This window comes from Acidovorax sp. GW821-FHT09A11 (genome assembly GCF_059418365.1).
Map to the genome: position 1 here is coordinate 141,909 of NZ_JBWKPS010000010.1, position 23,782 is coordinate 165,690.

The window sequence follows — 23,782 nt, forward strand, 5'->3', positions numbered from 1 at the left end:
AGTGGGAGGCATTGAAAACGCCACTCCGAAACTTGTAACACCCCGCCGGGGTGCTTTTCGGGGGCTTTACGTACAGCGCGGAACGCCCACGCCCTGTAGGGGGTCTGAACAGCATGACATACACACTCGCCCGCATCATTTCTGCCACGGTCCTGGGCGCCGTGGTGACGGGTTGCGCCACCGTGCCGGGCGACCCCTATTACGAACCGACGCCGTACAGGGTCTACGAGCAGCCGGGGTACATCTACAACACCCCGTCGGTGTACTCCAGCCCACCCCCCGTCTACCCTGCGTATTCGGCCCCGCCCTCCGTCATCTACTACGGCGGACGTGATCGCGACGACCGCTGGGAACGCGACCGCAACCGCAACGACTGGCGCGAGCGCGAGCGTGACAGAGAACGGGCCGAGCGCGACCGCGTAGCCCGGGAGCGTGAACGCGACCGCCGCGACCAGCAGGCGCGCGAGGCCGATCGCCGCAACCGGGACCGGGAGCAGGCCTTGCGAGACCAGGCGGAACGCGACCGCCGCGCCGCGGAAGACCGCCGCAACCGTGAAGCCCGCCCTGGCCGCATGGCGCCAGACAGCTACACGCCGCACCCGCTCGACTGGCGTTCACGCCAGCAGTCGAACAGCCCCGAAAAACCCTGAACGCGGCGCCGTCCCGCGCCGTCGTTCCCCCTGCCTGGCAGCCGACCGTGACGATCCGCCCCTGCCTCTTCATTCTCTGCCTGGGTGCCGCCGTGCTTGCCACGGGCGCCAGCGCCCAGGTGGTTCGCTGCACCGATGCCCGCACGGGACAGGTGACCTATACCGACGGCGCATGCACCGGTGGTGCCACCGCGCGCGAGGTTGAAGCGCGGAAAACCCCCGAGGAGATCCAGCAGGAACGGGAGCTGGCAACGCAAGCACTGGAGCGCAAGCAACAGCGGCTGCAGGCAGAGGCCACCGCGGCGGAAACCGATGCCCGCCGCAACGCCGAACGCGACCGTGCCCGCGCCGCACAGGCCGCGGCGGCCACGCCCCAGCCCCAGGACTACGCCCGATCCCCCGAATGCGCGCGTTCGCGGCGCAACCTGGATATGGTGGCTGCGGGCCTGGCCCGCTCGACCTATGAACAGGAGTTGCGCCTGGAGGCCGCGCAGCGGCAAGTGGACCTGGACTGCCTGGGTCCACAAGGGTATGCGGAAGTCGAAAAAGCGCGTGCCCACCAGCCCCGGGTGGTGGTCGTGCCGCCATCTCGGCATCGTCCCCTTTTTCCTGACCCCTTCCCGCAGACAGGCACACCGCAACCTCCACCTCGCCTGACGCAATGCGGTGACTTTCGCTGCACCGACAACCAGGGCAATACCTATCCCCGCGCCGGTCCCGGGCGGTTCCCCGGTCCCGGCGGTGTGTGCCGCTCCAACGGAGGCCAGGCGCCCTGCTGAACCCGGCGGACGGGCAAAGGCCCCGGCGAACGCGCTCGCCCTAAGGCGACGGGCGCGCCGCCCGCAACCCCTCGGCCACGGTCGGGTAGCGCAGCTTCACACCCAGCTCCCGCAGCATGCGCTGGTTGTCCAGCCGCCGCGATTCGCTCATGAAGCTCAGCAGCATCAGCGACAGCTGCTCATGCGCGGCACTGCGGCGCACGCGCGGGGGACGCGGCAGGCCGTACAGGTCGGCCGCCAGGTCGAAGTAGTCGCCCATCCTCAGTTCCGTGGCATCGCTCACGTTGTAGACGCGTTGCGGCCGCGCCCGCCACAGCGCGGCCAGGCAGATGCGCGCCAGGTCGTCGGCGTGGATGTGGTTGGTGAACACATCGTCCTCGCGCTCCAGCACCGGCGTGCCTCGGCGCAGGCGCGCTTCGGGCGTGCCACCGTCCCGGTCGGGGGCGTAGATGCCCGGAATGCGAAGCACGGTGGCCCGCACCCCCCCGCGGCCCAGGTGCCGCACCGCCCGCTCGGCATTCACGCGCCGCTGCGCGCGCGGCGTGGCGGGGGCCACGGGCCGTGTCTCGGACACCATCGCCCCCTGGCAGTCGCCATACACGCCGCTCGTGGAGGCGTAGACGAGGGAGGCGGGCAGGCTGCGCAGGCGCAGCGCGCGCGCCAGGGCCACCGTGCGCGGATCGCGCCACCAGCCATCCCCTCCGGCGCCTTCGCCGGGTGGCGGGGCCAGGTGCAGCACGCGCGTGGCCAGGCCCGACAGGCGGCGCAGCGTGGCCACATCGTCCAGGTTTCCGCACAGGGGGCGGATGCCCAGGGCGCGCAGCGCCGGCTTGCGCTCGGGGCTGGAGGTGAGCGCCAGCACCTGGACGCGCCCGGCGCCCGGGCCGCCCTGGAGCTGGCGCGCCACGCGCTGGCCCACGTCACCACACCCCACGATCAGCAGGCGTTCGCGGCGAAAGCGCGCCGGCAGGGCGCCAAGGGGGTTTTGGTTTGAAGGCAAAATCGGGTCCGTTTGTAAAGAACCAGCCGGCATCTCCTGGCAGGGGCCCACGGCGGCACCAACCGGTTCTTGAAGATCTACGTCCCGAGGATACCCACAAGATGACCAGCGCCGAGGCTGTGAGCACCGCAGCATTCCAGATCACCGTGCAGCCCAGCGGCCGCGCTTTCCGGGCCAACGCTGGCGAGGCCATCCTGGCCGCCGCCATCCGCAGCGGCGTCGGCCTGCCCTATGGCTGCAAGGACGGCGCCTGCGGTTCGTGCAAGTGCAGGAAGCTCAGCGGCACCGTGCACCATGGCGAGCACCAGTCCAAGGCGCTCACGGCCGACGAAGAGGCCGCCGGCCTCGTGCTGACCTGCTGCGCCCAGCCCCTGACGGACGTGGTGCTCGAATCGCGCCAGGTCACCGATGAAAGCGCCTACCCCGTCAAGAAGATGCCCGTGCGGGTGGCCACCCTCGAAAAGAAATCGCACGACGTGATGCGGGTGCGACTGCAGCTGCCGGCGGCGGACACCTTCCGGTACCACGCGGGCCAGTACATCGAATTCATCCTGCGCGACGGAGCACGCCGGGCGTATTCGATGGCCAATGCACCTCACACGCAGGCCGACGCACCCGGCGTGGAGCTGCACATCCGCCACATGGCGGGCGGCAAGTTCACCGACCACGTGTTCGGCGCGATGAAGGAAAAGGAGATCCTGCGCGTGGAAGGCCCGTTCGGCAGTTTCTTCCTGCGCGAGGACTCGGACAAGCCCATCGTGCTGCTGGCCTCGGGCACGGGCTTTGCCCCCATCAAGGCGCTCATCGAGCACATGCAGTTCAAGGCCATCACGCGCCCCACGGTGCTCTACTGGGGCGGCCGCCGCCCCGGCGACCTGTACATGCACGACTGGGTGCTGGCCCGGGCGGCCGACATGCCCCACCTGACCTACGTGCCCGTCGTCTCCGACGCCTTGCCGGAGGACGGCTGGACCGGTCGCACCGGGTTTGTGCACCAGGCCGTGATGGACGACCACGCCGATCTGTCGGGCCACCAGGTGTACGCCTGCGGCGCCCCCATCGTGGTCGATTCCGCCCGCGTGGCCTACAGCGCGCAGCGGGGCCTGCCAGCGGAAGAGTTCTATGCGGACTCCTTCACCTCCGAGGCGGACAAGCACGGCGGATGAGCGGGAGGGTGTGGGTTTGCCGCCCGCGCCACCACCGGCCACAGCCACACCCGTGACAGCACCGTTGCCTCCCCCCAGGCCCCTGGGACGCCTGCGCGATGGGCTGCGCGGAGCCGGCCCCATGGCCGCCGTGTTCGGCCTGGCCGTGCTGCTGATCCTGGGCGCCGGCGAATGGGCCACCCGCAACGAGCTGGAAACCCAATGGGACAACCTGCGCCGCTCCAGCGAGGTCCAGGCCCTGGCCCTGCGCGGCGTGGCCACGCGCTACAGCTACCTGCCCTTCACGGCGGCGCAGCAACCCCTGGTCGCGGACCTGCTGCGCCATCCCGCATCGGAGAGCGTGCGGGAGGCGGCCAACGCGTACCTCCAGGCCGTCAATGCGCACGCCGGCTCCGACACGCTGTACCTCATGGACGACAAGGGCCTCACGCTGGCCTCCAGCAACTGGGACACGCCCAGCAGCTTCGTCGACCAGAACTACAGCAACCGTCCCTACTTCCGCGACGCACTGCACGGGCAGGCGGGGCGCTTCTACGGCGTGGGCAAGACCACGGGCGAGCCCGGGCTGTTCGCCTCGGCCCCCGTGCAGCGCGATGGCAAGGTGATCGGCGTGGTGGCCGTGAAGGTGCGCATGCAGCCCATCGTGGACACCTGGGCGCAACTGCTCGACCCGGTGTTCGTCACGGATGAGCGCGGCATTCTGTTTCTGGGCTCCGTGTCGTCCTGGCTCTACAAGACCAGCAAGCCCCTGCCCGCCGAGGCCGTGCGGCAGGTGCAACACGATGAGCAGTACGGCGCGCAATGGCAGCCCGCGCCGGTGCCCTGGAAGCTCCTGCAGCGCCCGGACCAGCCGGGTGCCGAGCTTCGGCTGCCCGGCAGCGGCAAGCACTATCTCGCCTTCGCGGAACACCTGCCCGACCTGGGCTGGACCCTCACCCTCACGGCCGACAGCAAGGTGGTGGCCCTGGCGCGCCAGCAGGCCTGGGCGCTGGCCAGCCTCGCGTCGGGCCTGCTGGTGCTGGGCGCGCTCTACTGGCAGCTGCGCGAGCGGCGCCTGCAGGAGAACCGCCAGGCCCGCATCGAACTCGAACAGCGCGTGCACGAGCGCACCCACGCGCTGCAGCAGGCGCAGGCCTTTCGCCAGTCCATGGAAGACTCCCTGCTCGTCGGCATGCGTGCGCGCGACCTGCAGGGCCGCATCGTGTACGTGAACGCCGCCATGTGCGACATGGTGGGCTACGCCGCCTCCGAACTCATCGGCTGCTTGCCCCCCTACCCCTACTGGCATCCCGACGACCTCGACCGCCACTGGAACGACAGCGACACCTCGCTGGCGGGCAAGGCCACGCCCCAGGGCAACGAGAACCGGCTGCGGCACCGCAACGGCTCGGACGTCTACACCATGTTCTACACGGCGCGGCTCATCGACGGTGATGGCCGGCACATCGGCTGGATGAGCTCGGTGGTGGACATCACTGCCCAGAAGCGCGCCGAGGAACAGCAGCAGCAGCGCGAGGCGCAACTGCAGCGCGTGCAGCGCGTGATCACCGTGGGCGAGATGGCCTCCACCCTCGCGCACGAGCTCAACCAGCCGCTGGCGGCCCTGGTCAACTACGCGGCCGCGGCGCGCGCGCTCGCCGCGCAGGGCCGGACCGAACTGCTCAACGAAAGCCTCGCCGCGCTGTCCACTCAGGCGCTGCGCGCGGCCGACATCGTGGGGCGCATCCGCCGCTGGGTGCGCCAGCATCCCGAGGCCCGCGAACCCTGCGACCTCAATGCCGCCGTGGACCAGTCCCTGGGCCTGCTGCTGCGCGCCGAGGCACGGCGGCATGGGGTGGCGGTGCGCCTGGACCTCGCGCCCGAACCGCTGCGGGTGCGCGCCGACCGCGTGCTCCTGGAGCAGGTGGTCCTGAACCTTGGCCTCAACGCGCTGCAGGCCATGCAGGTGCACGCCACGCCCCCGATGGACCACGAACTGCTGCTGCGCACCCGGGCAGATGCCGGGCACGCCTGCCTCGAAGTGCAGGACCGGGGCCCGGGTCTGCCCCCCGAGATCGCCGAGCGCCTGTTCGAGCCGTTCTTCACCACGCGCTCCGACGGCCTGGGGCTGGGCCTGAACATCTGCCGCTCCATCGTCGAGAGCATGGGCGGCGAACTGCTGGCGCGCAACCGCGAGGGCGGCGGCGCGGTCTTCGAAATCCGGCTTCCCCTGCACGCAACGCCGCCCGTGGCCTCCCCATGACCGATCACCCCACCGCCCCCGGCCCAACCCCTGCCCCGCTGCGCGTCTACATCGTGGACGACGACGAAGGCGTGCGCCATTCCCTCGCCGCGCTGCTGCTGGCCGGCGGCCACGCGGCCCAGTCGTTCGCGAGCGGGCCGGATTTCCTGGCTGGCGCCGACCTGGCCCGGCCCGGCTGCGTGCTGCTCGACCTGCGCATGGACGGCATGAGCGGCCTGCAGGTCTTCGAGGCCATGCGCCAGCGGGGCACGGTGCTCAAGACCGTGTTCCTCTCCGCCCACGGCGAGCTGGCCTCGGCCGTGGCGGCCGTCAAGCAAGGCGCGGTGGACTGGCTGGAAAAACCCTGCGACGAGGCCACCCTGCTGGCCGCCGTGCACCGCGCGGCCACCCTGTCGCACGGCGTGGCCGCGCGCGCGCAGCGGCACGCCCTGCTGCGGGAGCGCTGGAACGCGCTGAGCCCGCGCCAGCAGGAGGTGGCGCGCCTGCTGGCCACCGGCATCAGCAGCAAGGAAGCGGCCCGTGCGCTGGCCCAGCGCGACCCCGGGCGCCCCATCGACCCGCGCACCGTGGACACGCACCGCTCGGCCATCTTCCTGAAACTGGACATCCGCTCGTCGCACGAGCTGGGCATGCTGGTGGAGGACCTGGGCCTTTCGGAAAACCCCTCCCGCACGCCCTGAACACCCCGCTTCAAGGTTTTCGTAAGCCTTCTTACGATTTTTTTGCACAATGGCACCCATGAACCGCAGAAACATCCTCCTCGCCAGCGCCGCTATCGCAGCGGCTTTCTCCTCCCACACCGCGCTCGCGCAGGACTCGGGCCAGCCCATCCGGCTGATCGTGCCGTATGCGGCCGGCGGCCCCATCGACGTGACCGCCCGGGCCCTGGCCGAGCGCGTGCGCGACTCGCTGGGCACGGTGATCATCGACAACAAGGGCGGCGCGGGCGGCAACATCGGTGCCGACGCCATCGCCAAGGCGGCGCCCGACGGCCTGACCATCGGCATCTCGGCCACCGCCACGCATGCGGTCAACCCGTGGCTCTATTCCAAGATGCCCTACGACGCCGCCAAGGACTTCGCGGGCATCACGCAGATGGTGCGCGTGCCCAACGTACTGGTCATCAACGCGGCCAAGGCCGAGCAGCTCAAGATCCACACCGTGGCCGACCTGATCGCCTACGCCAAGGCCAACCCCGCCAAGCTGAACTACGGCAGCGGCGGCAACGGCAGCGCGGGCCACCTGGCGGGCGAGATGTTCAAGCAGCGCGCCGGCATCTTCGCGCTGCACATTCCCTACCGGGGCGCCAACCCTGCGCAGCTGGCGCTGCTGGCGGGCGAGGTGGACTTCAACATCGACAACCTGGCCGCCGCCGCGCCCAACATCCGCGCGGGCAAGCTCAAGGCGCTGGCCGTGACCTCGCTGGACGCATCGCCCTCGCTGCCCGGCGTGCCGCCGCTGTCGGCCACGTTCAAGGGCTTTTCCATCGACACCTGGTGGGGCCTCGTAGCGCCCGCGGCCACGCCCAAGCCCATCATCGACAAGCTGAACAAGGCTTTCGTGGCGGCCCTGAACGCGCCGGAGACCAAGACCCGCTTCGGCGCCCTGCTCGCCGAACCCGTGGCCACCACGCCCGCGCAGTTCGACAGCTTCATGGCCGCCGAGCGCGCCAAGTACCAGCAGGTGGTGAAGGCCTCGGGCGCGAAGGTGGATTGAGAACTTCGAGCTCCATCGGCCTCTGGCGCTTTCCCAGAAAGCGCTTGTTGCTATCATTAATATAGCATTTCATTCAACGGAGACGGACCGCCCACACCGACGGCCCCCATCCTTGCGCCAGGGGCCGCAGGCTATGCTTGAGCGGCAAGCCACGCGCCATCCTGGCCGGGCGTTGTCCACAACGTACGGCGGCAATACCTGCGCAGCAGGTCGATCACCGTGTCGACCTGATCGAGGGGCAGTTGCAGGTGCAAGGCGCCGCCTCCAGGTCCCTGGGTGAGCAAATTCAGGGTGTACGCGCCGTTGTATTCGTAGTAGTGCACTTGCGCGACTTCCGACCCGCAGTCCAGCAGCGGCGCATGGCACATGGCGATGCCGTACAAGTTGCCTGCTTCAGAGAAGCGCATGGATGCCAGGTCCGCCTCCAGCGCATCGGCGATGCGCATGTATTCGGGGAGATAGCTGTGCCAGAGCCGCTGGCTCCACTTCTCGCGGATCTCGGCATAGCCCAGGGTGGCTTTGGCCTCGCCGCCGTACTCGCGTCTCAGCTCCACCCCCCGCAGGCGCTGCGCCAGTTCCAGGGGCGATTCGCCATGGCGACTGGGCAGTGCGGGAGCTTCGAGCAGCTCATAGGCACTCAGGCATCTGTCCGTGTCCGCCTCGGACTTGAGCAGCGCGGTCAGCAGGCTGTCGCCGTCGCAGGTATAGCCCGCCTTCAACTGCCAAGGCAGGCTCTCCCCTGCTTTGATCAGGTCGCTCTGGGATGCGCCCTCCACCACGAACTGCACCAGCGCCTCGACGCTATCAAAGGTGCGCGTCTTCTTCTGAATCTGCGCAACCACCTTGTGCGGTAAATAGACCTCGGTGGCCAGATCGCTGCCCACGCTCAGGTAACTGCCGCTGAGGTGCTTCTTGCAGAACTTGCGCAGTTGCTCGTAAAAGTCATCGGCCACCCAGCGGCCTTCCTGCGTGAACTTGAAGCGGATGGCCTGCCCTGCATGCAGGAACTCCAGCACCATCTTGCCGCCGACGCTCCCTTCGGCTCGCGCGCTTTCGGGGGCGAACTCTCCCTGGGTGGCCTGTGCGAATTCCTGGAGCACCCCCACGTAGTCGGCCGCCTCGGCGATGCACTTCGGGTCCAGCTCGCAGATCCGCTCGGGAACCATGTGATGGAAGATCTGGCCCAGGTGGGAGCCGTCCCAGTCCTTGGGCAGGGGCTGGAAGGCGATGCCAGCTTTTTTGAGGATGGCGGCAATGGTTTGGGACGTTTTGGTCATCAAAATCAGTCTCTCTGCTAACTCTGAAAAGCGCTTTGCGCTACGTTTTGTATAGCGTTTCGTCAATGGCCCAGGTGATTGCCAGCGGCGCCAGCCGTGCCCTGCTGCCTTCCGGCGAGAGGTCGCCGATGTCGCGGTAATAGGCCAGATAGGCCGGCAGGAAGGCCTGCTCGAACGCAGTGGGCGCGCTGGCAGTGGCGATGTCGATGGTGAAGCACCCGTCGAACTTGCGGTCCGGCACGTCATCGCCCTGTTGGTAAGCGCCTTTGCAGGTGTCGCCCAACAACCGGCCCAGCTCCAGCGCGGCACAGCGGATCGCACGGTTGGGGCAAGCATCCTGGATGCGCAGGCGGTAACCGTGTTTGCCCTTGACGGTGGAGCGCGTCTGGCTGACTTCGACGACCGGGCTCGCATCCGTCTGGAGCAAAGCGGGGCTCAGCACATCGCCGGGCTGCCACAGCACCACCGCGTTGTCCGCCAGCAGCGTCTTGCGCTTGAGCTGCAGATAGTTCTGCCCCGCCAGGAAACCGCCTTGGAACGCGATGATCCAGGTATCAGACCACTCCATCTCCTGCACCGTGGCGTTGACACCGTCGAGCGGCAGGGCGATCAGGCTCTGGCGCTCCCGGTCATGGTCGATCGCCGCATAGATGCGTTGCGTGTCGTGCCACAGCAGCAGCTTGGCCTGCCCCACGTCCAGGGGCTCGGGGAAGCGATGGAGCGTCTGCGGCGACGGGTCTTGGCCTTGCGGCGCCAGCCGGTGCATGCCCTCGGCATCCACCCACAGGTTGCTGCCATCCGGCAATGCGCAGACCCCCAGGATCGCGCCCGCGACGGGCAGGAGGCCGCGGGCCTGCAGGCTGCGCAGGTCGAAGAGTTGGTACGTGGAGGGGGTGTTGCCCGTGCGCAGAAAAGCCAGTGCGTCCGTGAAGTGCGCCAGTTCCTGTCGCCCCGCTCCGTGCCTTTGCAAGGTGTAGCGGGCGTGGAGTTCGCCATCCGGGCGATAGATCTCCGTGTATTCGCTTTCGGGATATGTGTAGGTGTCGGTCATCACGATGGCGGCACGGCCGAAGTGCTTGGGGCCCAACCGTTTGGGTAGCGAAGCCAGGCGATCGCCGCTCCAATCGTGGACGATGAAGATGCGCTCGTTGCCCGGGGATGCCACGCCATACGCGTCCGAGCCGCCCAGCAGCACGTCGTGGAGGTGCCATTCCTTGTCGCCGTGCCGCACGATGGTCGGCGGGCCGTCGGCGTAGTGCACGCGGGCCGTGACGCCCGGCGCGCTGAAGCGCAGGAAGGTTGGCTCCGGGGGCACCAGCCGTGCGTGGCCGTTGCAGATCAGCGCCGCCGATTCTTCGGTGCCGATGAGCATCGCATCGCCGCGCTGCTCGAAAGTGAAGTTGCCGACGATGTTGATCAACATGGTTTTCCGTGCCGGGCACGCCCACCAAAGCAATCTTCTCCCTCCAAGCAGCTCCGCAGGGGCTTTCGCGTCAGGGTTCGCGTCAAGATTCGCGTCAAGAAAAACTCCTCCTCGTGCCGTCCTGGCTGCAAGGGACACTTTTGCAGTCGGCTCATGCCCCAGGAAATATACGGAGAAATGCGCCCGTTCCAGGCTTTTCGCGGTGGACAAGTTGTCAGCCGCCAAACTGCCTTGCGCTTGCAAAATGGCGGCTCTTGCAACGCCGCGACCCTGGCCCTTCCATGAACCTGTTGGAAGGGGCCACACACATCACCATGAATAGAAACGAACGACTGGCCCTGCTCACCTCCCAACGCGCGCTGCAGGCCGCAGTGCTGGCCCAGGACCACGGCGCCGCACGCACCTGGCTGGTAGACGGTGGCGACGCCAGGGCCCTGTGGCAGGGCGAAAACTTCGACGACACCTACCCCATGGTCCTGGCCATCGAAGGCAATGACGTGGACATGGTGCACCTGCTGGCCAAGGGCGGCATGCCGCTGTACCACAACGCCCTCGTGGCGCAGAAGACCTACGGAGCGGTCGAACCACTGACATTGGCCGCCCTGTGGCGGCCCGGGTGCCATGCGGCGGTGATGGCCGCGCTGGACCTGGGTGCAGCCTGCCACTCCGCCACGCGGGACCACATGCCGGTGCTGCGCCTCACCGATCTGCATGACCGCGAACTGGATGCGCGCTCCGACGCCCTGTTCCAGCGCATCCTGGACGCGGGCGTGCTCGACGTGGACGCACCTTGGGACGACAGCTCCCGGGTGCTGCACCGCATCTGCCAGGGCAACAACCGCTATGTGCCCGAGCTGATCCGCCTGTCGCGCGACGTGCATGCCCCCGAAGCCGGCGACCCGCTCCGCACGCCGCTGTGGATGGCCGTCGTCTCCTGCAGCGACCTTGCCGTGGGTGCACTGCTGGCCTGCGGCGCCGACCCGTCCACACCGGCCTCGCACGGCCAGTCCCTCCTGGACCTGGCACGGAACGCACAGAAGATGAAGAAGCACAAGAACCTGCGCGGCCAGGTCGACCGCATCGTCACCATGCTGGAGACGGGGCGTGCCTGGCCGCAGGCCGCGTGTTCCGCATGAGCGGTGGCGGGGTCGCCCACCCCCTTGCAACGAATGCGGGGCGCCGAGGGCCGCGCCTTCTCAGCAAGAACCTGCAACTGAGCGATCTTTTGAACCCGGCCCGACTCCATCCCGTCGATAGCATCCGCCGCTAGCCAGTGCTGCGGAACTGCTGCCTGTACGCCGACGGCGCAATGCCCAGCGTGGCGGCGAAGTGCTGCCGCAGCGATACGGCCGAGCCGAAGCCGGCCTCGATGGCCACGGCCTCGACGGACAGGTCTCCACCCTCCAGCAGCTGCTGCGCGAGCGCGACGCGCTGGTTCTGCAGCCACTGGCCCACCGTCGTGCCGGTGACCTGGCGAAAGCGGCGCGTGAAGGTACGCGGGCTCATCACCGCGCGCTCGGCCAGGGCCTCCAGGGTGTGGGTTTCGTGCAGGTGCTCGCCCAGCCACTGCAGCAGCGGCGCCAGCCGGTCGCCCCGCACCGACGGCGCCACGGGCTGCTGGATGTACTGCGACTGGCCGCCCTGGCGGTGGGGCGCCACCACCATGCGGCGCGCGGCACGGTTGGCGGCCTCGGCGCCGTGCTGCTGGCGCAGCAGGTGCAGGCAGCAGTCGATGCCCGCCGCCGTGCCGGCCGAGGTGAGCACCAGCCCGTCCTCCACGTACAGCACCTCGGGCTTGAGCTGCACGCGCGGATAGCGCTGGGCGAACTGGGCCGCCAGCGCCCAGTGCGTGGTGGCGGTGCGGCCATCCAGCAGCCCCGCCTCGGCCAGCACAAAAGCGCCCAGGCACAGGCCCACGATGCGCGCACCCCGGCGGTGCGCGGCCCGCAGCGCGGCCAGCAATGCCGGGGGCACGGGCGCCAGATCGTCGCGCCAGGAAGGCACGACGATGGTCTGTGCACGCCGCAGCACCTTGAGGCCATGGCCCACCTCGATGCCGAACCCGGCGGAGGTGCGCAGCGGGCCCGGCGCCATGCCACACACCACCAATTTGTAGCGGTTGATGCCCTCGGCCGTGCGGTCCTCGCCAAACACGAGGCAGGGCACCGAGAGGTGGAAGGGGCTGATGCCGTCGAAGGCCACCACCGCCACGGTGTCCGGGGCAGAGGAGGAAACCAGGCGGATGGAGGATTGGGCAGGATGGGGCACGATGGCCTGATTCTATCGATGAGTGTCAATCAAGCCACTTTCAAGGACGGGCGGCCACGCGAACAATCACTCCATTCCTTCCCCGCAACCCATTTCTTTCACCCCATCAAAGGACTGTGACCATGACCTCCTCTTCCACCACCGCTCCGCGCCGCGCCCTGATCGTCATCGACGTGCAGAACGAGTATTTCGCGGGCGGCAACCTGCCCATCGAGTACCCGCCCGTGGCCGACACGCTGCCCAACATCGCCCGCGCGATGGATGCCGCCCACGCGGCCGGTGTGCCGGTGGTCGTGGTACAGCACACCGCGCCATCGGGTGCCCCGGTGTTCGACAAGGCCACCGAGCGCTGGCAACTGCACCCCGAAGTGGCGCGCCGCCCTGCCGACCACCACATCGAAAAAGGCATGGCGAGCGCCTTCACGAACACCGGCCTGGCCGAGTGGCTGGCCGGGCGTGGCATCGACACCCTGACCGTGGTGGGCTACATGACGCACAACTGCGATGCCAGCACCATCTACGAGGCCTCGCACCGGGGGCTGGCCGTGGAGTTCCTGAGCGACGCGAGCGGCGCCCTGCCCTATGCCAATGCGGCGGGCAGCGCCAGCGCCGAGGAAATCCACCGTGTGTTCAGCGTGGTGTTCCACAGCAACTTTGCCGCCGCCGCTTCGACCCGCGACTGGGTGGCGGCCGTGCAGGCGGGCCAGGCCTTGCCCAAGGACAACGTGTTTGCCTCGAACCAGCGCGCCAGGCAAGGGTGAGCCCCTGAGGCGCCCCTGCGCCTGCCCACGCGTGCGCTTCACATCCGGGACGTGGCGGCGCGGGGCCCGTGCCACGCCAGCTACCGCTTTGCGGAAAGCGGAGCGGAAAGGCTACACGGCCTCGCACCATGCGGCTGGCAGCCGCTCGATGTGCTGGTCCTGCACCGCCGCCAGCCATGCGGGGTGGACCTGCTCTGGCGCTATCTCGGCCAGGGGCAGCAGCACGAAGGCCCGCTCACGCAGGCGCGGGTGGGGCACGGTGAGTGCGGGGGTGTCGAGCACCTGCCCGCCAAAGAGCAGGATGTCCAGGTCCAGCGTGCGGGGCGCGTTGCGGTAGGGGCGCTCGCGGCCGGCCGCGGCCTCGATGGCCTGAAGCGCGGCCAGCAAGCCGTGGGGTGACAGCGCGGTCTGCACGGCCACCACGGCGTTGTGATAGTCCGGGCCGGCGGCATCCACGGGCGCGCTGCGGTACAGCGACGACCACCGCAGGACCCGGGTGGCCGGCAAGGCGGCAATGGCCTGCACGGCGGAGCGCAGCGCGGCAGGGGCGTCGCCCAGGTTCGCGCCCAGGCCGATGTAGGCCGTGCTGCCGGTGCTTGCCAGGGGTGGCGGGCGAGCGGCCGTGGGCTGGATCGGTGTCATCGGTTCTTCCGGTGGCCCTTCATGGGCACCAGGGCCTGCGCGGTGCCGGGGCGCACGGCATCGGACCGCAGCGGGTCAGGCATCCACCGCGAAACCGGACCCGCCGGGGCCCGCCCCACCGTCGCCCCCGCCGGGCTTGCGGCGGCGGCGGCGGCGCTTCTTGGGAGCGCCGCCCTCGGAAGGAAAGTCGGCCGCGCCCTGGGCGGCATCCCCATCCCCCTCCGCGTCCGCCCCACCCGCAGCCCTTGGCCCGGCTGCAGGGGCCTGGCGCGGCACACGCTTGACCACCGGCTGGGCTTTCTGGCGGGCTTTCTGCTCTTCCTTGGCCTGGTCCATCAGGTCGTCACGGCGTTCGTCGTCGGCCGCCTGGAAGTCCTGCCACCATTCGGCCAGCGCCTCCTCCACCTCGCCCACATCGGCGCGCAGGCGCATGAAGTCGAACCCGGCGCGAAAGCGCGGCTGCATCACCATGCCGAACGGGGTGTTGCCCACGCGCTTTTCAAAGCGCGGCTGCATGACCCAGATCTCGCGCATGTCGGCCGCCAGCTTGCCGCGGCCCGACACGTCGCCGATGCGCTTGTCGAACACCTCGTCGATGGCCTCCTGCAGCGCGGGCAGCGGATGCTGGCGCTGGTTCAGGCGCTCCTGCCAGCCATTGCGCACGTCTTCCCACAGCACGCAGGCCAGCAGGAAGCTCGGGGCCACGGGCTTGCCTTCGTTCACGCGGCGGTCGGTGTCCACCAGGGCAGCCTTCACAAACGGCGTGTCGGCGCGCTCCACGGCCACGTCCAGCAGCGGGTAGATGCCCTTGGCCATGCCCAGCTTGCGCAGCTGTTCGATGGTGGCAATGGCGTGCCCCGTCTGCAGCAGCTTGAGCATTTCGTCGAACATGCGGCTTTGCGGCACCTCGGCCAGCAGGGCCTGCGACTGCACCAGCGGCGCGGCCGACTTGGCGTCGATGCTGAACCCCAGGGGGCTGAGCTTGGCCGCGAAGCGCACGGCGCGGATGATGCGCACCGGGTCTTCGCGGTAGCGCGTGGCCGGATCGCCGATCATGCGCAGCGTCTTCTTCTTGGCGTCCTGCAGGCCCTTGTGGTAGTCCACCACAATCTGGCTCACCGGGTCGTAGTACATGGCGTTCACGGTGAAGTCGCGGCGCGTGGCGTCTTCGTCCTGCGGGCCCCAGACGTTGTCGCGCAGCACGCGGCCGCTGGCGTCCACGGCATGCTGCATGCCCGACAGCTGGGCCTTGCTGGTCTTTTCGTTGCCCGCCACCTGGCCTGCGGCGGCGTTGTCGAGGTAGGCGCGGAAGGTGGACACCTCGATCACCTCGTGCTCGCGGCCCCGTCCGTGCACCACGTGCACGATGCGAAAGCGCTTGCCGATGATGAAGGCGCGGCGGAACAGCCCCTTGACCTGCTCGGGCGTGGCGTTGGTGGCCACGTCGAAGTCCTTGGGGCGCAGGCCCAGCAGCAGGTCGCGCACGGCGCCGCCCACGATGTAGGCCTCGAAGCCCGCCTGCTTGAGCGTGGCCACCACCTCGGCGGCCCGGCGGTCCACCAGCTCGGGGTTGATGCCGTGCACCGAGGCGGGCACCTCTTCGCGCTTGCCGAAATGCGGCTTGCCGCCCGAGGTGCCGGGCGTCGATTTGCCCAGCAGTTTGTCGATGAACTTCTTGATCATGGGTAGGGAGTAATCAGGGGGGTCTGGCGCGGGGCGCAGGTGTCAGGCGGCATCCTGGCCGGCTGGGGCCGTGAACAGATCCAGTATGCGCCAGCCGCGCTCCTGGGCCAGGGCCCGCAGGCGCGGGTCGGGATTGGTGGCCACCGGGTGGTTCACCTTCTCCAGCAGGGGCACGTCGTTCATGGAATCGCTGTAGAACGTGCTGTCGACATCGCCCCAGCCGAGTTGCCGCTCGGCCAGCCATTGTTCCATGCGCCGCACCTTGCCTTCGCGCATGGTGGGAATGCCGTCGATCTCGCCGGTGTACCAGCCGCTGGCGTCGCGCGCCAGCTGCACGGCCAGCAGCTGCTGCACACCCAGCGCCTGGGCGATGGGAGTGGTCACGAACTCATTGGTGGCGGTGACGATCAGCACCTCGTCGCCAGCCGCCTGGTGCTGGCGGATGAGGCTGAGCGCCTGGGGCTGGATGGCCGGGCCGATCACGTCCCGCATGAACTGCAGGTGCGCGGCCGCCGCCGCCTCGGGGCCGCGCAGGCGCACGGCCTCGGTCGCGAAGCGCACGTAGTCGTGCACGTCGAGCGTGCCCGCCTGGTAGTGGGCGTAGAACTCGTCGTTGCGGCGCGCGAACTCCACGGGGTCGTTCCAGCCGATGCGGATGGTGAACTCGCCCCACTCGTAGTCGGAGTCGAGCGGCAGCAGCGTGTGGTCCAGGTCAAACAGCGCAAGCCGCAGGCGGCGGGGTTCAGAAGTCATTCAGGTTCACAGATAAAAAGGGGGCGCATGGGTCGGCGTCATTCCGATTCCAGCATCGTCTTGAGCAAGGGAATCGTGATGGCGCGCTGGGTGCGCAAGGCAAACGCGTCGAGCTGGTCCAAGAGCTGCATGAGGCTGCCCAGGTCGCGCGAGAAGCGGTTGAGCATGTAGTCCATCACCTCGTCACCCAGGAACACGCCGCGCGCGTCGGCTTCCTGGCGCAGCACGGAGCGGCGCTCGGCTTCGCCCAGCAGCTGCAGCTGGAACACATGGCCCCAGCCCAGGCGGCTGCGCAGGTCGTCGCGCAGGGGCAGGTCGGCCGGCGGCAGGTCGCCCGCGGCCAGCACCCAGCGCTGGCTGCCGCTGGCCGGGCTGATGGCATTCACGAACCAGTTGAAGGCCGTGGCCTGCTGGGCGGTGCTGTACAGGTGCACGTCGTCCATGACGATGGCGGCCCAGCGCTCATCGAAATCCGGCGGCTCGGCCACCGATGGGTCGAGCCAGCCCACGCTGGCACCCTGCTCGCGCAGGGCGTGGCGCACGGCCGTGAGCAGGTGCGTCTTGCCGCTGCCGGGCTCGCCCCAGAGGTAGGTGGGCACCGGCGAGCGGGTGGCCTGGCTGCTGCCCTCGCCCACCGCCAGGCGCAGGTGCTGCAGGGCCGCCTCGTTGGGGCCCGCGAAAAAACGGGCCAGGGTGGGGCCGGTGGCCAGGCCGATGTCCAGCGCCAGCTGCTTCATGCGCGGCACCCGGGCAGCATGGCCAGGCCCGTGGCATTCAGTGCGGGAGCGGCAGACAAGGAAGGGATCAGCAGCAGCATCACGGATGAAGTTGGAAGCGCCCGGCCGTAGGTGACTGCGGCGGGTGCGGCGAAAGTGGTGGCCGACGGCCCGTTGCCAGGGCAGGAACTCCTTGCGAAGAGGCCCGGCAACGACAATGGAGCCGATTTTAGTCTGCCGCCGGCCCCCTTCGGCCGCCGGCTTCCCCACGCTCTGCCTCGTCAGCACCCATGGCCCTTCCACCCTCCCCCTCCAAGCGCCTGCCGGCCAGCATCTGGGCCCTGGGCCTGGTGAGCCTGCTCATGGACATTTCGTCCGAAATGATCCACAGCCTGCTGCCCGTCTTCATGGTCGCGGCGCTGGGGGTCAGCATGCTCACCGTGGGCCTCATCGAGGGCGCGGCCGAGGCCACGGCCCTCATCCTGAAGGTGTTCTCGGGCGTCCTGAGCGACTGGTGGGGCCGGCGCAAGCCGCTGGCCATCCTGGGCTACGGGCTCGGCGCCCTGTCCAAGCCGCTGTTCGCGCTGGCCACCACCGTCGGCCTGGTGGTGGCGGCGCGGCTGCTGGACCGCGTGGGCAAGGGCATCCGGGGCGCGCCCCGCGATGCGCTGGTGGCCGACCTGGCCCCGCCCGGCATGCGCGGCGCGGCTTTCGGACTGCGGCAGTCGCTCGACACCGTGGGCGCCTTTCTGGGCCCGCTGCTCGCCATGGGGCTGATGCTGCTCTGGGCCAACGATTTCCGTGCGGTCTTCTGGGTGGCGGTGCTCCCGGCCGCGCTGTGCGTGGTGCTGCTCGTCGTGGGCGTGCGCGAGCCGGAGCGCCCCGCCGGCGCCGCCCGCGCCAACCCCATCCGCCGCGAGAGCCTGCGGCGGCTGGGCCCCGCCTACTGGGGGGTGGTGGCCCTGGGCGCGGTGTTCACCCTGGCCCGCTTCAGCGAAGCCTTCCTGGTGCTGCGCATGCAGCAAGGCGGCCTGCCCCTCGCCTTGACACCCCTGGTGCTGGTGCTGATGAACGTGGTCTTCGCGCTGGGCGCGTACCCGCTCGGCAAGCTCTCCGACACGGCCCGGCACACCACGCTGCTCGCCGGGGGGCTGGTGGTGCTGATCGCCGCCGATGCGCTGCTGGCCTTCACCGGCCAGGGCATCGCCGCCTGGCTGGGCATCGCCCTGTGGGGGCTGCACATGGCCATGACGCAGGGCCTGCTGGCCACGATGGTGGCCGATACCGCCCCCGCCGACCTGCGCGGCACGGCCTTCGGCATGTTCAACCTGGTCAGCGGCCTGGCCCTGCTGGTGGCCAGCGCGCTGGCCGGCCTGCTGTGGGACCAGTGGGGCGCCAGCGCCACCTTCGGCGCCGGAATGTGCTTTGCAGCCCTGGCGCTGGCGGGCGTCTTGCTGCAGGCCGCCGCGGCCCGCCGCGCCACCCCAAAGCCCCCGCCGGCACAGGGCTGAGGAGGCACGGCGGGGCATGCCCCTTAAAATCCCCGGATTCCAGCCCGCCGCGCGGGCCTATCTGCACCACACCACCCATGAGCTCTTCTGCCCCCTCCACCCCCATTTCGTACAAAGACGCCGGCGTTGACATCGACGCGGGCGACGCCCTGGTCGAGCGCATCAAGCCGCTGGCCAAGAAGACCATGCGCGAAGGCGTGCTGGCGGGCATCGGCGGCTTTGGCGCCCTGTTCGAGGTGCCCAAGCGCTACAAGGAGCCCGTGCTGGTCTCCGGCACGGACGGCGTGGGCACCAAGCTCAAGCTGGCGTTCGAGTGGAACATGCACGACACCGTGGGCATCGATCTGGTGGCCATGAGCGTGAACGACGTGCTGGTGCAGGGCGCCGAGCCCCTGTTCTTCCTCGACTACTTCGCCTGCGGCAAGCTCGACGTGGACACGGCCGCGGCCGTGGTCGGCGGCATCGCCCGGGGCTGCGAGCTTTCGGGCTGCGCCCTGATCGGCGGGGAAACGGCCGAAATGCCGGGCATGTACCCCGCCGGCGAATACGACCTGGCCGGGTTCGCGGTCGGTGCGGTCGAAAAGTCGAAGATCCTGACCGGCAGGGACGTGGCCCCCGGCGACGTGGTGCTGGGCCTGGCCTCGGCGGGCGTGCATTCCAACGGCTTCTCGCTGGTGCGCAAGTGCATCGACCGCGCAGGGGCCACCGCCCCCGCCACGCTGGACGGCAAGCCCTTCAAGCAGGCCATCATGGAACCCACGCGCCTGTACGTGAAGAACGTGCTGGCCGCGCTGGCCGCCCACCCCATCAAGGCCCTGGCCCACATCACCGGCGGCGGGCTGCTGGAGAACATCCCGCGCGTGCTGCCCGACGGCACGGCCGCCCATCTCACCAAGGGCAGTTGGCCCCAGACCGAGCTGTTCGCCTGGCTGCAGAAGACCGCCGGCATCGACGACATCGAGATGAACCGCACCTTCAACAACGGCATCGGCATGGTGGTGGTGGTGGACGCCGCCAACGCCGCCGCCACGGCCGCCACGCTGGCCGCCGCGGGCGAGAAGGTGTACACCATCGGTGCGATCGCGCCGCGCGGCGATGGCGCCGCCGTGGTCGTGGCCTGACCGATCGACTTCGCCCCACCACCCCAGCCCGCTTCCGCGCATGGCGCAGCGTCCCCCTTCGGCCCCCCTCTCCTCTGCGCCGCCAGAACCCACGCCCGCCACGCTGCCGCCGCGCACCCTGACCCGGGGCATCGTGGTGGCCAGCTACCTGCTGGTGGCGGCCGTGCTGCTGCTGGTGATGTGGCGCGGCCTGCTCCCGGGCCTGCTGTGCGTGTGCCTGGGCTTCCTGCTCACCCGCGCCCTCACGCGCTGGTTCGCCCACGGCCTGGGCCGGGCGCAGCGCCAGGCCACGCCCTCCGCCGGCAGCGTGCGGGCGGCCCAGGTCGTGGCCGCCGGCCTGGTCATGCTGCTGCCCCTGGCCCTGCTGGCGGCGGGGCTCACCCATTCGCGGGGCTACCTGGTCGATGCGCCCCAGCAGTACCGCGAGCTGCTGGACTACATGGCGCGCACCGTGCTGGAACTGCGCCTGAAGCTGCCCGCCGACGTCGCGGCCCACCTGCCGGAAGGCGCGGCGGAAATCCAGCGCATCATCGCCGGCTACCTGGGCGCCAAGGCGGGTGCGCTGGCCATGGCGGGGCGCGCCTGGCTGGCCGGCCTGCTGTTTGCCTATGTGGGCCTGCTGATCGGCGCGCTGGCCGCCGTGCGCCCGCCTGCCCTGGCGCGGGGGCCGCTGGCCCAGCAGCTGAAGCTGCGCATCACGCTGTTCGGCGAGGCGTTCCGCCAGATCGTGGCGGCGCAGTTCTGGATCGCGGCATTCAACACGCTGCTCACGGCGCTGTTCCTGCTGTTCGTGCTGCCGCTGTGGGGCCTGGCGCTGCCCTACACGACCGTGCTCATCACCTTCACCTTCGTGGCCGGGCTCGTGCCCATCGTGGGCAACCTGGTGTGCAACGTGGTGATCACCATCGTGGGCCTGTCGGTATCGCCGCTGGCCGCTGCCGCCTGCCTGGGCTTTCTGATCCTCATCCACAAGGCCGAATACGTCATCAACGCCAAGGTGGTGGGCCGCCGCACGCAGATGGGGGTGTGGGAGCTGCTCAGCGTGATGTTCGTGGCCGAGGCCGTCTTCGGTCCCGCGGGGCTGGTCGCGGCGCCGCTGTTCTACGCCTACCTCAAGAAGGAACTGGTGGCGGCGCGGCTCGTGTAGACGCCGCGCCCCCCCGCGCCGGGGGTGCCGGGGCCGGACAACGCCGGCGCCATCCCCGCCCCGGGCCCCGCCTGGGCCGCCTTCTTTCGCCGGCCGTGCCCTGCTCATGCGGGTTTTCGCCAAGGCTTGCGCAAAGGCTGCGGCAGTACCCTGCCTGACAGTGCCGTGCAGCCCGCAGGACCACCGCGTCCAGACCTTCCCGTTGTAAAGGCTTCCCATGACCATCGCAAGAAAACTGGCCCTTCTGGTGCTGAGCGCGATCCTCGGCATCGTGGTGATGACAGCATGGTTCCTGGTGTCGGAGCGCCAGCTGATCCTGGAAGAACGCCAGACCGGCGTGCGCCAGGTCGTGGAGGCGGCGCACGGCATCGCCACGCATTTCCACGACCTGAGCACCAAGGGCGGTATGCCCGATGACGAGGCCCGCAAGCGCGCGGCGGCGGCCATCCAGGCGCTGCGCTACAGCGGCAACGAGTATGTCTGGATCAACGACATGCACCCGCGCATGGTGATGCACCCCATCCGCCCCGAGCTGAACGGCCAGGACCTCACCGCCAACAAGGACCCCAACGGCAAACAGCTGTTCGTCGAGTTCGTGCGCACCGTGCAGGCCGGCGGCGCGGGCTTCGTGCCCTACCTGTGGCCCAAGGCCGGCAGCGACACGCCGGTGGAGAAGACCTCGTACGTGAAGGGATTCGCGCCCTGGGGCTGGGTCATCGGCTCGGGGGTGTACATCGACACGGTCAATTCCGCCATCTGGCAGCGCGCGCTGGGCTTTGGTGCCGTGGCGCTGCTGCTGGGCGCGGCGCTGCTGGTGGTGGGCACGCTGATCTCGCGCAACCTGCTGCGCCAGCTGGGCGGCGAGCCCGGCTACGCGCGCACCATCGCCCGCAGCATTTCCGAGGGCAACCTGTCGGTGTCGGTGGAGACCCGGGAGGGCGATCGCTCCAGCCTGCTGCTGGACATGCAGGGCATGCAGGGCAGCCTGCACCGCATCGTGCAGCGCGTGCGCGACGGCACCGAGCACATCGCGAGCGCCTCGCAGCAGATCGCGTCCGGCAACCAGGACCTCTCCGCGCGCACCGAATCGCAGGCCAGCGCGCTCGAGCAGACGGCGGCGTCGATGGAGGAGATGACCTCCAACGTCAAGCAGAACGCCGACAACGCCCACCAGGCCAGCGTGCTGGCGCAGTCCGCCTCCGACGTGGCGCGCAAGGGCGGCGCGGTGGTGGAGAAGGTGGTGCAGACCATGGGGTCCATCGACGCCTCGTCGCGCAAGGTGTCCGACATCACCGGTGTGATCGAAGGCATCGCGTTCCAGACCAACATCCTGGCCCTCAATGCCGCCGTGGAAGCGGCGCGCGCCGGGGAACAGGGCCGGGGCTTCGCGGTGGTGGCCACTGAGGTGCGCAGCCTGGCGCAGCGCTCGTCCGAAGCCGCCAAGGAAATCAAGGCCCTGATCGGGAACTCCGCCGAGCAGGTGAAAGCCGGCGCCCAGCTCGCCCAGGAGGCCGGTGCCACCATGCAGGACGTGGTGGACAGCGTGCTGCGCGTGTCGGCCGTGATCGAGGAGATCAGCCAGGCCAGCCGCGAGCAGACCGACGGCATCGAGCAGATCAACGAGGCCATCGCGCAGATGGACCAGGGCACACAGCAGAACGCGGCGCTGGTCGAGCAGGCCACCGCCGCCGCCGCCGCGCTGCAGCAGCAGGCGCACGAGCTCAAGCAGGTGGTCGCGGCCTTTCACCTGAACGGCGCGCATGGCGCCGGCCACGCGGCGCCCTCCCTGCCCGCGGCCGCGGCGCCGCGCCAGCTGCGCTGACGGCGGGGCTTCGCACCGCGCGCGCGTCCTTCTCGCGCACCGCCCGGCCATGGCACGCCGCGCGACTCTTTTGCTACATAATCAATAGCATTCAGCGCTTATCCAGCAAGCGCCCGGACGCCATTTCATTCAAACCCGCCTGCGATCGAACTGCCGCGCCACGAAGGCCCAGACCAGGGCCGAGGCATCAGGCCCCGCCGGATCGCTGTACGGCTGGTGGGCCGCGCCGCCGCTCCACGCATGGGCCAGGCCCACCACCTCGCGCAGCGCCACCACCGTGCGGCCCCGGGCCTTGTATTCCGTGACCTGCATGGCGTGCCGCTGGCCACGCTGCAGGGTGCGCACCGCTCCGGCGCGCGCGCCCAGCGCCTGGGCCCACAGCACCGCCGTGGCCGCGGCGTTGCGCACCGACACCACGCCGTCCGCGTCCCCATGCAGCACCAGCAGCGAAGGCAGCACGGGCTGCAGCGCGGGGATGGGCGCCGCACCACCGGCCACGATGGCCGGCGCCTTGGCCACGCGCCGCAGCAGGGGCTCGGGCAGCTGCGCCTCGCGCCGCCCGTGCATCGCCGCGATGGCGGTGGCCGCGGACTCGGCCGTGCCCGGCGCCACGCCCGAGTGCATGGCCACGGCGCAGAACCGGTGGGGATACAGCGCGGCCATCAGCACCGCCATGCTCGCGCCGGCCGAGAGGCCCGCCACCGCCACGCGGGCAAGGTCCACGGGCTGGCGGCGCGCGACCTTGTCCACGGCGGCCAGCAGCGTGGCGGCTTCGGCCTGTGCCTTGCCGCTGCGGCGCTCGAACCAGTTCCAGCAGCCGTGCGCGTTGGCCACGCGCTCCTGCTCGGGGTACAGCACCAGAAACCGCTCGCGCGCGGCCAGCCGGTTCATGCGCGATGCGATGGCCAGATCGCGCCCCGTCTGGCCGCAGCCGTGCAGCATGACCAGCAGCGGAAAACGCTCACCCGGCCTGGGCGCCAGCCCCGGCGGGATGTAGAGGTGGTAACACCGCGCCCCCGCGGGCCCCGGCGCCACCCCCGCCAGCCATTCGCCCCGCACGGCGGCGCTGCGCGGCGCGCGCGCGCCGGGTGCCGCCGCTCCAGCC

At 69.9% G+C, this 23,782-nt stretch carries 21 protein-coding genes; 12 read left to right on the forward strand and 9 right to left on the reverse strand.

The features are described 5' to 3' along the window. Positions 1-113: 113 nt before the first annotated feature. Both AC07PV_RS21355 and AC07PV_RS21360 read left to right on the forward strand, forming a co-directional pair. Complete coding sequence (locus AC07PV_RS21355) at positions 114-650, forward strand: hypothetical protein (protein ID WP_255594515.1); 537 nt, start codon at positions 114-116, stop codon at positions 648-650. A 53-nt stretch (positions 651-703) separates the two neighbouring features. Continuing rightward, positions 704-1,429: a DUF4124 domain-containing protein gene (locus AC07PV_RS21360; protein ID WP_492808623.1), complete on the forward strand. Its 726-nt coding sequence runs from the start codon at positions 704-706 to the stop codon at positions 1,427-1,429. Positions 1,430-1,469: 40 nt separating this feature from the next. Here AC07PV_RS21360 and AC07PV_RS21365 read toward each other — a convergent pair whose 3' ends face one another. Next, on the reverse strand, positions 1,470-2,429 hold the full coding sequence (locus AC07PV_RS21365; protein WP_218293699.1) for an SDR family oxidoreductase: 960 nt from the start codon (positions 2,427-2,429) through the stop codon (positions 1,470-1,472). Positions 2,430-2,530: 101 nt separating this feature from the next. Here AC07PV_RS21365 and AC07PV_RS21370 point away from each other — a divergent pair, with 101 nt between their 5' ends. From AC07PV_RS21370 to AC07PV_RS21385, 4 genes are all read left to right on the forward strand, one after another. Further along, positions 2,531-3,595 carry a CDP-6-deoxy-delta-3,4-glucoseen reductase gene (locus tag AC07PV_RS21370; RefSeq protein WP_494631257.1) on the forward strand — a complete coding sequence of 355 codons (1,065 nt, stop codon included), beginning with the start codon at positions 2,531-2,533 and terminating at the stop codon, positions 3,593-3,595. A 121-nt stretch (positions 3,596-3,716) separates the two neighbouring features. Beyond that, positions 3,717-5,837 (forward strand): ATP-binding protein, encoded by a 2,121-nt coding sequence (locus tag AC07PV_RS21375; protein ID WP_492255362.1) that lies wholly within the window; start codon positions 3,717-3,719, stop codon positions 5,835-5,837. Beyond that, positions 5,834-6,517: a response regulator transcription factor gene (locus tag AC07PV_RS21380; protein WP_494631259.1), complete on the forward strand. Its 684-nt coding sequence runs from the start codon at positions 5,834-5,836 to the stop codon at positions 6,515-6,517. Before AC07PV_RS21375 ends, AC07PV_RS21380 begins: the two co-directional genes overlap by 4 nt. Before the next feature lie 58 nt (positions 6,518-6,575). Beyond that, positions 6,576-7,553: a Bug family tripartite tricarboxylate transporter substrate binding protein gene (locus AC07PV_RS21385; protein ID WP_218293696.1), complete on the forward strand. Its 978-nt coding sequence runs from the start codon at positions 6,576-6,578 to the stop codon at positions 7,551-7,553. A 131-nt stretch (positions 7,554-7,684) separates the two neighbouring features. Here the strand turns inward: AC07PV_RS21385 and AC07PV_RS21390 are convergent, their stop codons facing one another. After that, positions 7,685-8,830 carry a hypothetical protein gene (locus AC07PV_RS21390; protein WP_494631260.1) on the reverse strand — a complete coding sequence of 382 codons (1,146 nt, stop codon included), beginning with the start codon at positions 8,828-8,830 and terminating at the stop codon, positions 7,685-7,687. A 40-nt stretch (positions 8,831-8,870) separates the two neighbouring features. Further along, the gene (locus tag AC07PV_RS21395; protein WP_494631261.1) at positions 8,871-10,253 is read right to left on the reverse strand and encodes a hypothetical protein; all 1,383 of its coding nucleotides are present in this window, start codon (positions 10,251-10,253) and stop codon (positions 8,871-8,873) included. Between the two features lie 314 nt (positions 10,254-10,567). Here AC07PV_RS21395 and AC07PV_RS21400 point away from each other — a divergent pair, with 314 nt between their 5' ends. Continuing rightward, positions 10,568-11,389 (forward strand): ankyrin repeat domain-containing protein, encoded by an 822-nt coding sequence (locus AC07PV_RS21400; protein WP_492245808.1) that lies wholly within the window; start codon positions 10,568-10,570, stop codon positions 11,387-11,389. A 130-nt stretch (positions 11,390-11,519) separates the two neighbouring features. Here AC07PV_RS21400 and AC07PV_RS21405 read toward each other — a convergent pair whose 3' ends face one another. Then, entirely contained in the window at positions 11,520-12,521 is a 1,002-nt protein-coding gene (locus tag AC07PV_RS21405) for a GlxA family transcriptional regulator (protein WP_494631263.1), read from the reverse strand. Positions 12,522-12,643: 122 nt separating this feature from the next. Between AC07PV_RS21405 and AC07PV_RS21410 the strand changes: the two genes are divergently transcribed. Beyond that, the gene (locus AC07PV_RS21410; protein ID WP_492254790.1) at positions 12,644-13,282 is read left to right on the forward strand and encodes a cysteine hydrolase family protein; all 639 of its coding nucleotides are present in this window, start codon (positions 12,644-12,646) and stop codon (positions 13,280-13,282) included. Between the two features lie 111 nt (positions 13,283-13,393). Here AC07PV_RS21410 and folK read toward each other — a convergent pair whose 3' ends face one another. The 4 genes from folK to hda form a co-directional block, all read right to left on the reverse strand. Then, positions 13,394-13,924, reverse strand: a complete 531-nt coding sequence (gene folK / locus AC07PV_RS21415; protein WP_218341713.1) for a 2-amino-4-hydroxy-6-hydroxymethyldihydropteridine diphosphokinase — start codon at positions 13,922-13,924, stop codon at positions 13,394-13,396. A gap of 75 nt (positions 13,925-13,999) precedes the next feature. Next, positions 14,000-15,607, reverse strand: coding sequence for a polynucleotide adenylyltransferase PcnB (pcnB, locus tag AC07PV_RS21420; protein WP_218293692.1), 1,608 nt, complete (start codon positions 15,605-15,607; stop codon positions 14,000-14,002). A 42-nt stretch (positions 15,608-15,649) separates the two neighbouring features. Further along, entirely contained in the window at positions 15,650-16,360 is a 711-nt protein-coding gene (locus AC07PV_RS21425; RefSeq protein ID WP_218341714.1) for a histidinol-phosphatase, read from the reverse strand. A gap of 38 nt (positions 16,361-16,398) precedes the next feature. Continuing rightward, positions 16,399-17,097 (reverse strand): DnaA regulatory inactivator Hda, encoded by a 699-nt coding sequence (gene hda, locus AC07PV_RS21430; protein WP_218293690.1) that lies wholly within the window; start codon positions 17,095-17,097, stop codon positions 16,399-16,401. Positions 17,098-17,366: 269 nt separating this feature from the next. Between hda and AC07PV_RS21435 the strand changes: the two genes are divergently transcribed. From AC07PV_RS21435 to AC07PV_RS21450, 4 genes are all read left to right on the forward strand, one after another. Next, positions 17,367-18,587, forward strand: a complete 1,221-nt coding sequence (locus AC07PV_RS21435; protein WP_218341715.1) for an MFS transporter — start codon at positions 17,367-17,369, stop codon at positions 18,585-18,587. Between the two features lie 77 nt (positions 18,588-18,664). Next, positions 18,665-19,708, forward strand: coding sequence for a phosphoribosylformylglycinamidine cyclo-ligase (gene purM / locus AC07PV_RS21440; RefSeq protein ID WP_218293688.1), 1,044 nt, complete (start codon positions 18,665-18,667; stop codon positions 19,706-19,708). 40 nt (positions 19,709-19,748) lie between these two features. Further along, positions 19,749-20,855 (forward strand): AI-2E family transporter, encoded by a 1,107-nt coding sequence (locus AC07PV_RS21445; RefSeq protein ID WP_255591842.1) that lies wholly within the window; start codon positions 19,749-19,751, stop codon positions 20,853-20,855. A gap of 217 nt (positions 20,856-21,072) precedes the next feature. Then, positions 21,073-22,677 (forward strand): methyl-accepting chemotaxis protein, encoded by a 1,605-nt coding sequence (locus tag AC07PV_RS21450; protein ID WP_218293687.1) that lies wholly within the window; start codon positions 21,073-21,075, stop codon positions 22,675-22,677. 129 nt (positions 22,678-22,806) lie between these two features. On the opposite strand, the gene AC07PV_RS21455 is transcribed toward AC07PV_RS21450, so the two are convergent. Then, on the reverse strand, positions 22,807-23,782 hold a 976-nt coding region (locus AC07PV_RS21455), incomplete at its 5' end, for an extracellular catalytic domain type 1 short-chain-length polyhydroxyalkanoate depolymerase (protein WP_494631265.1).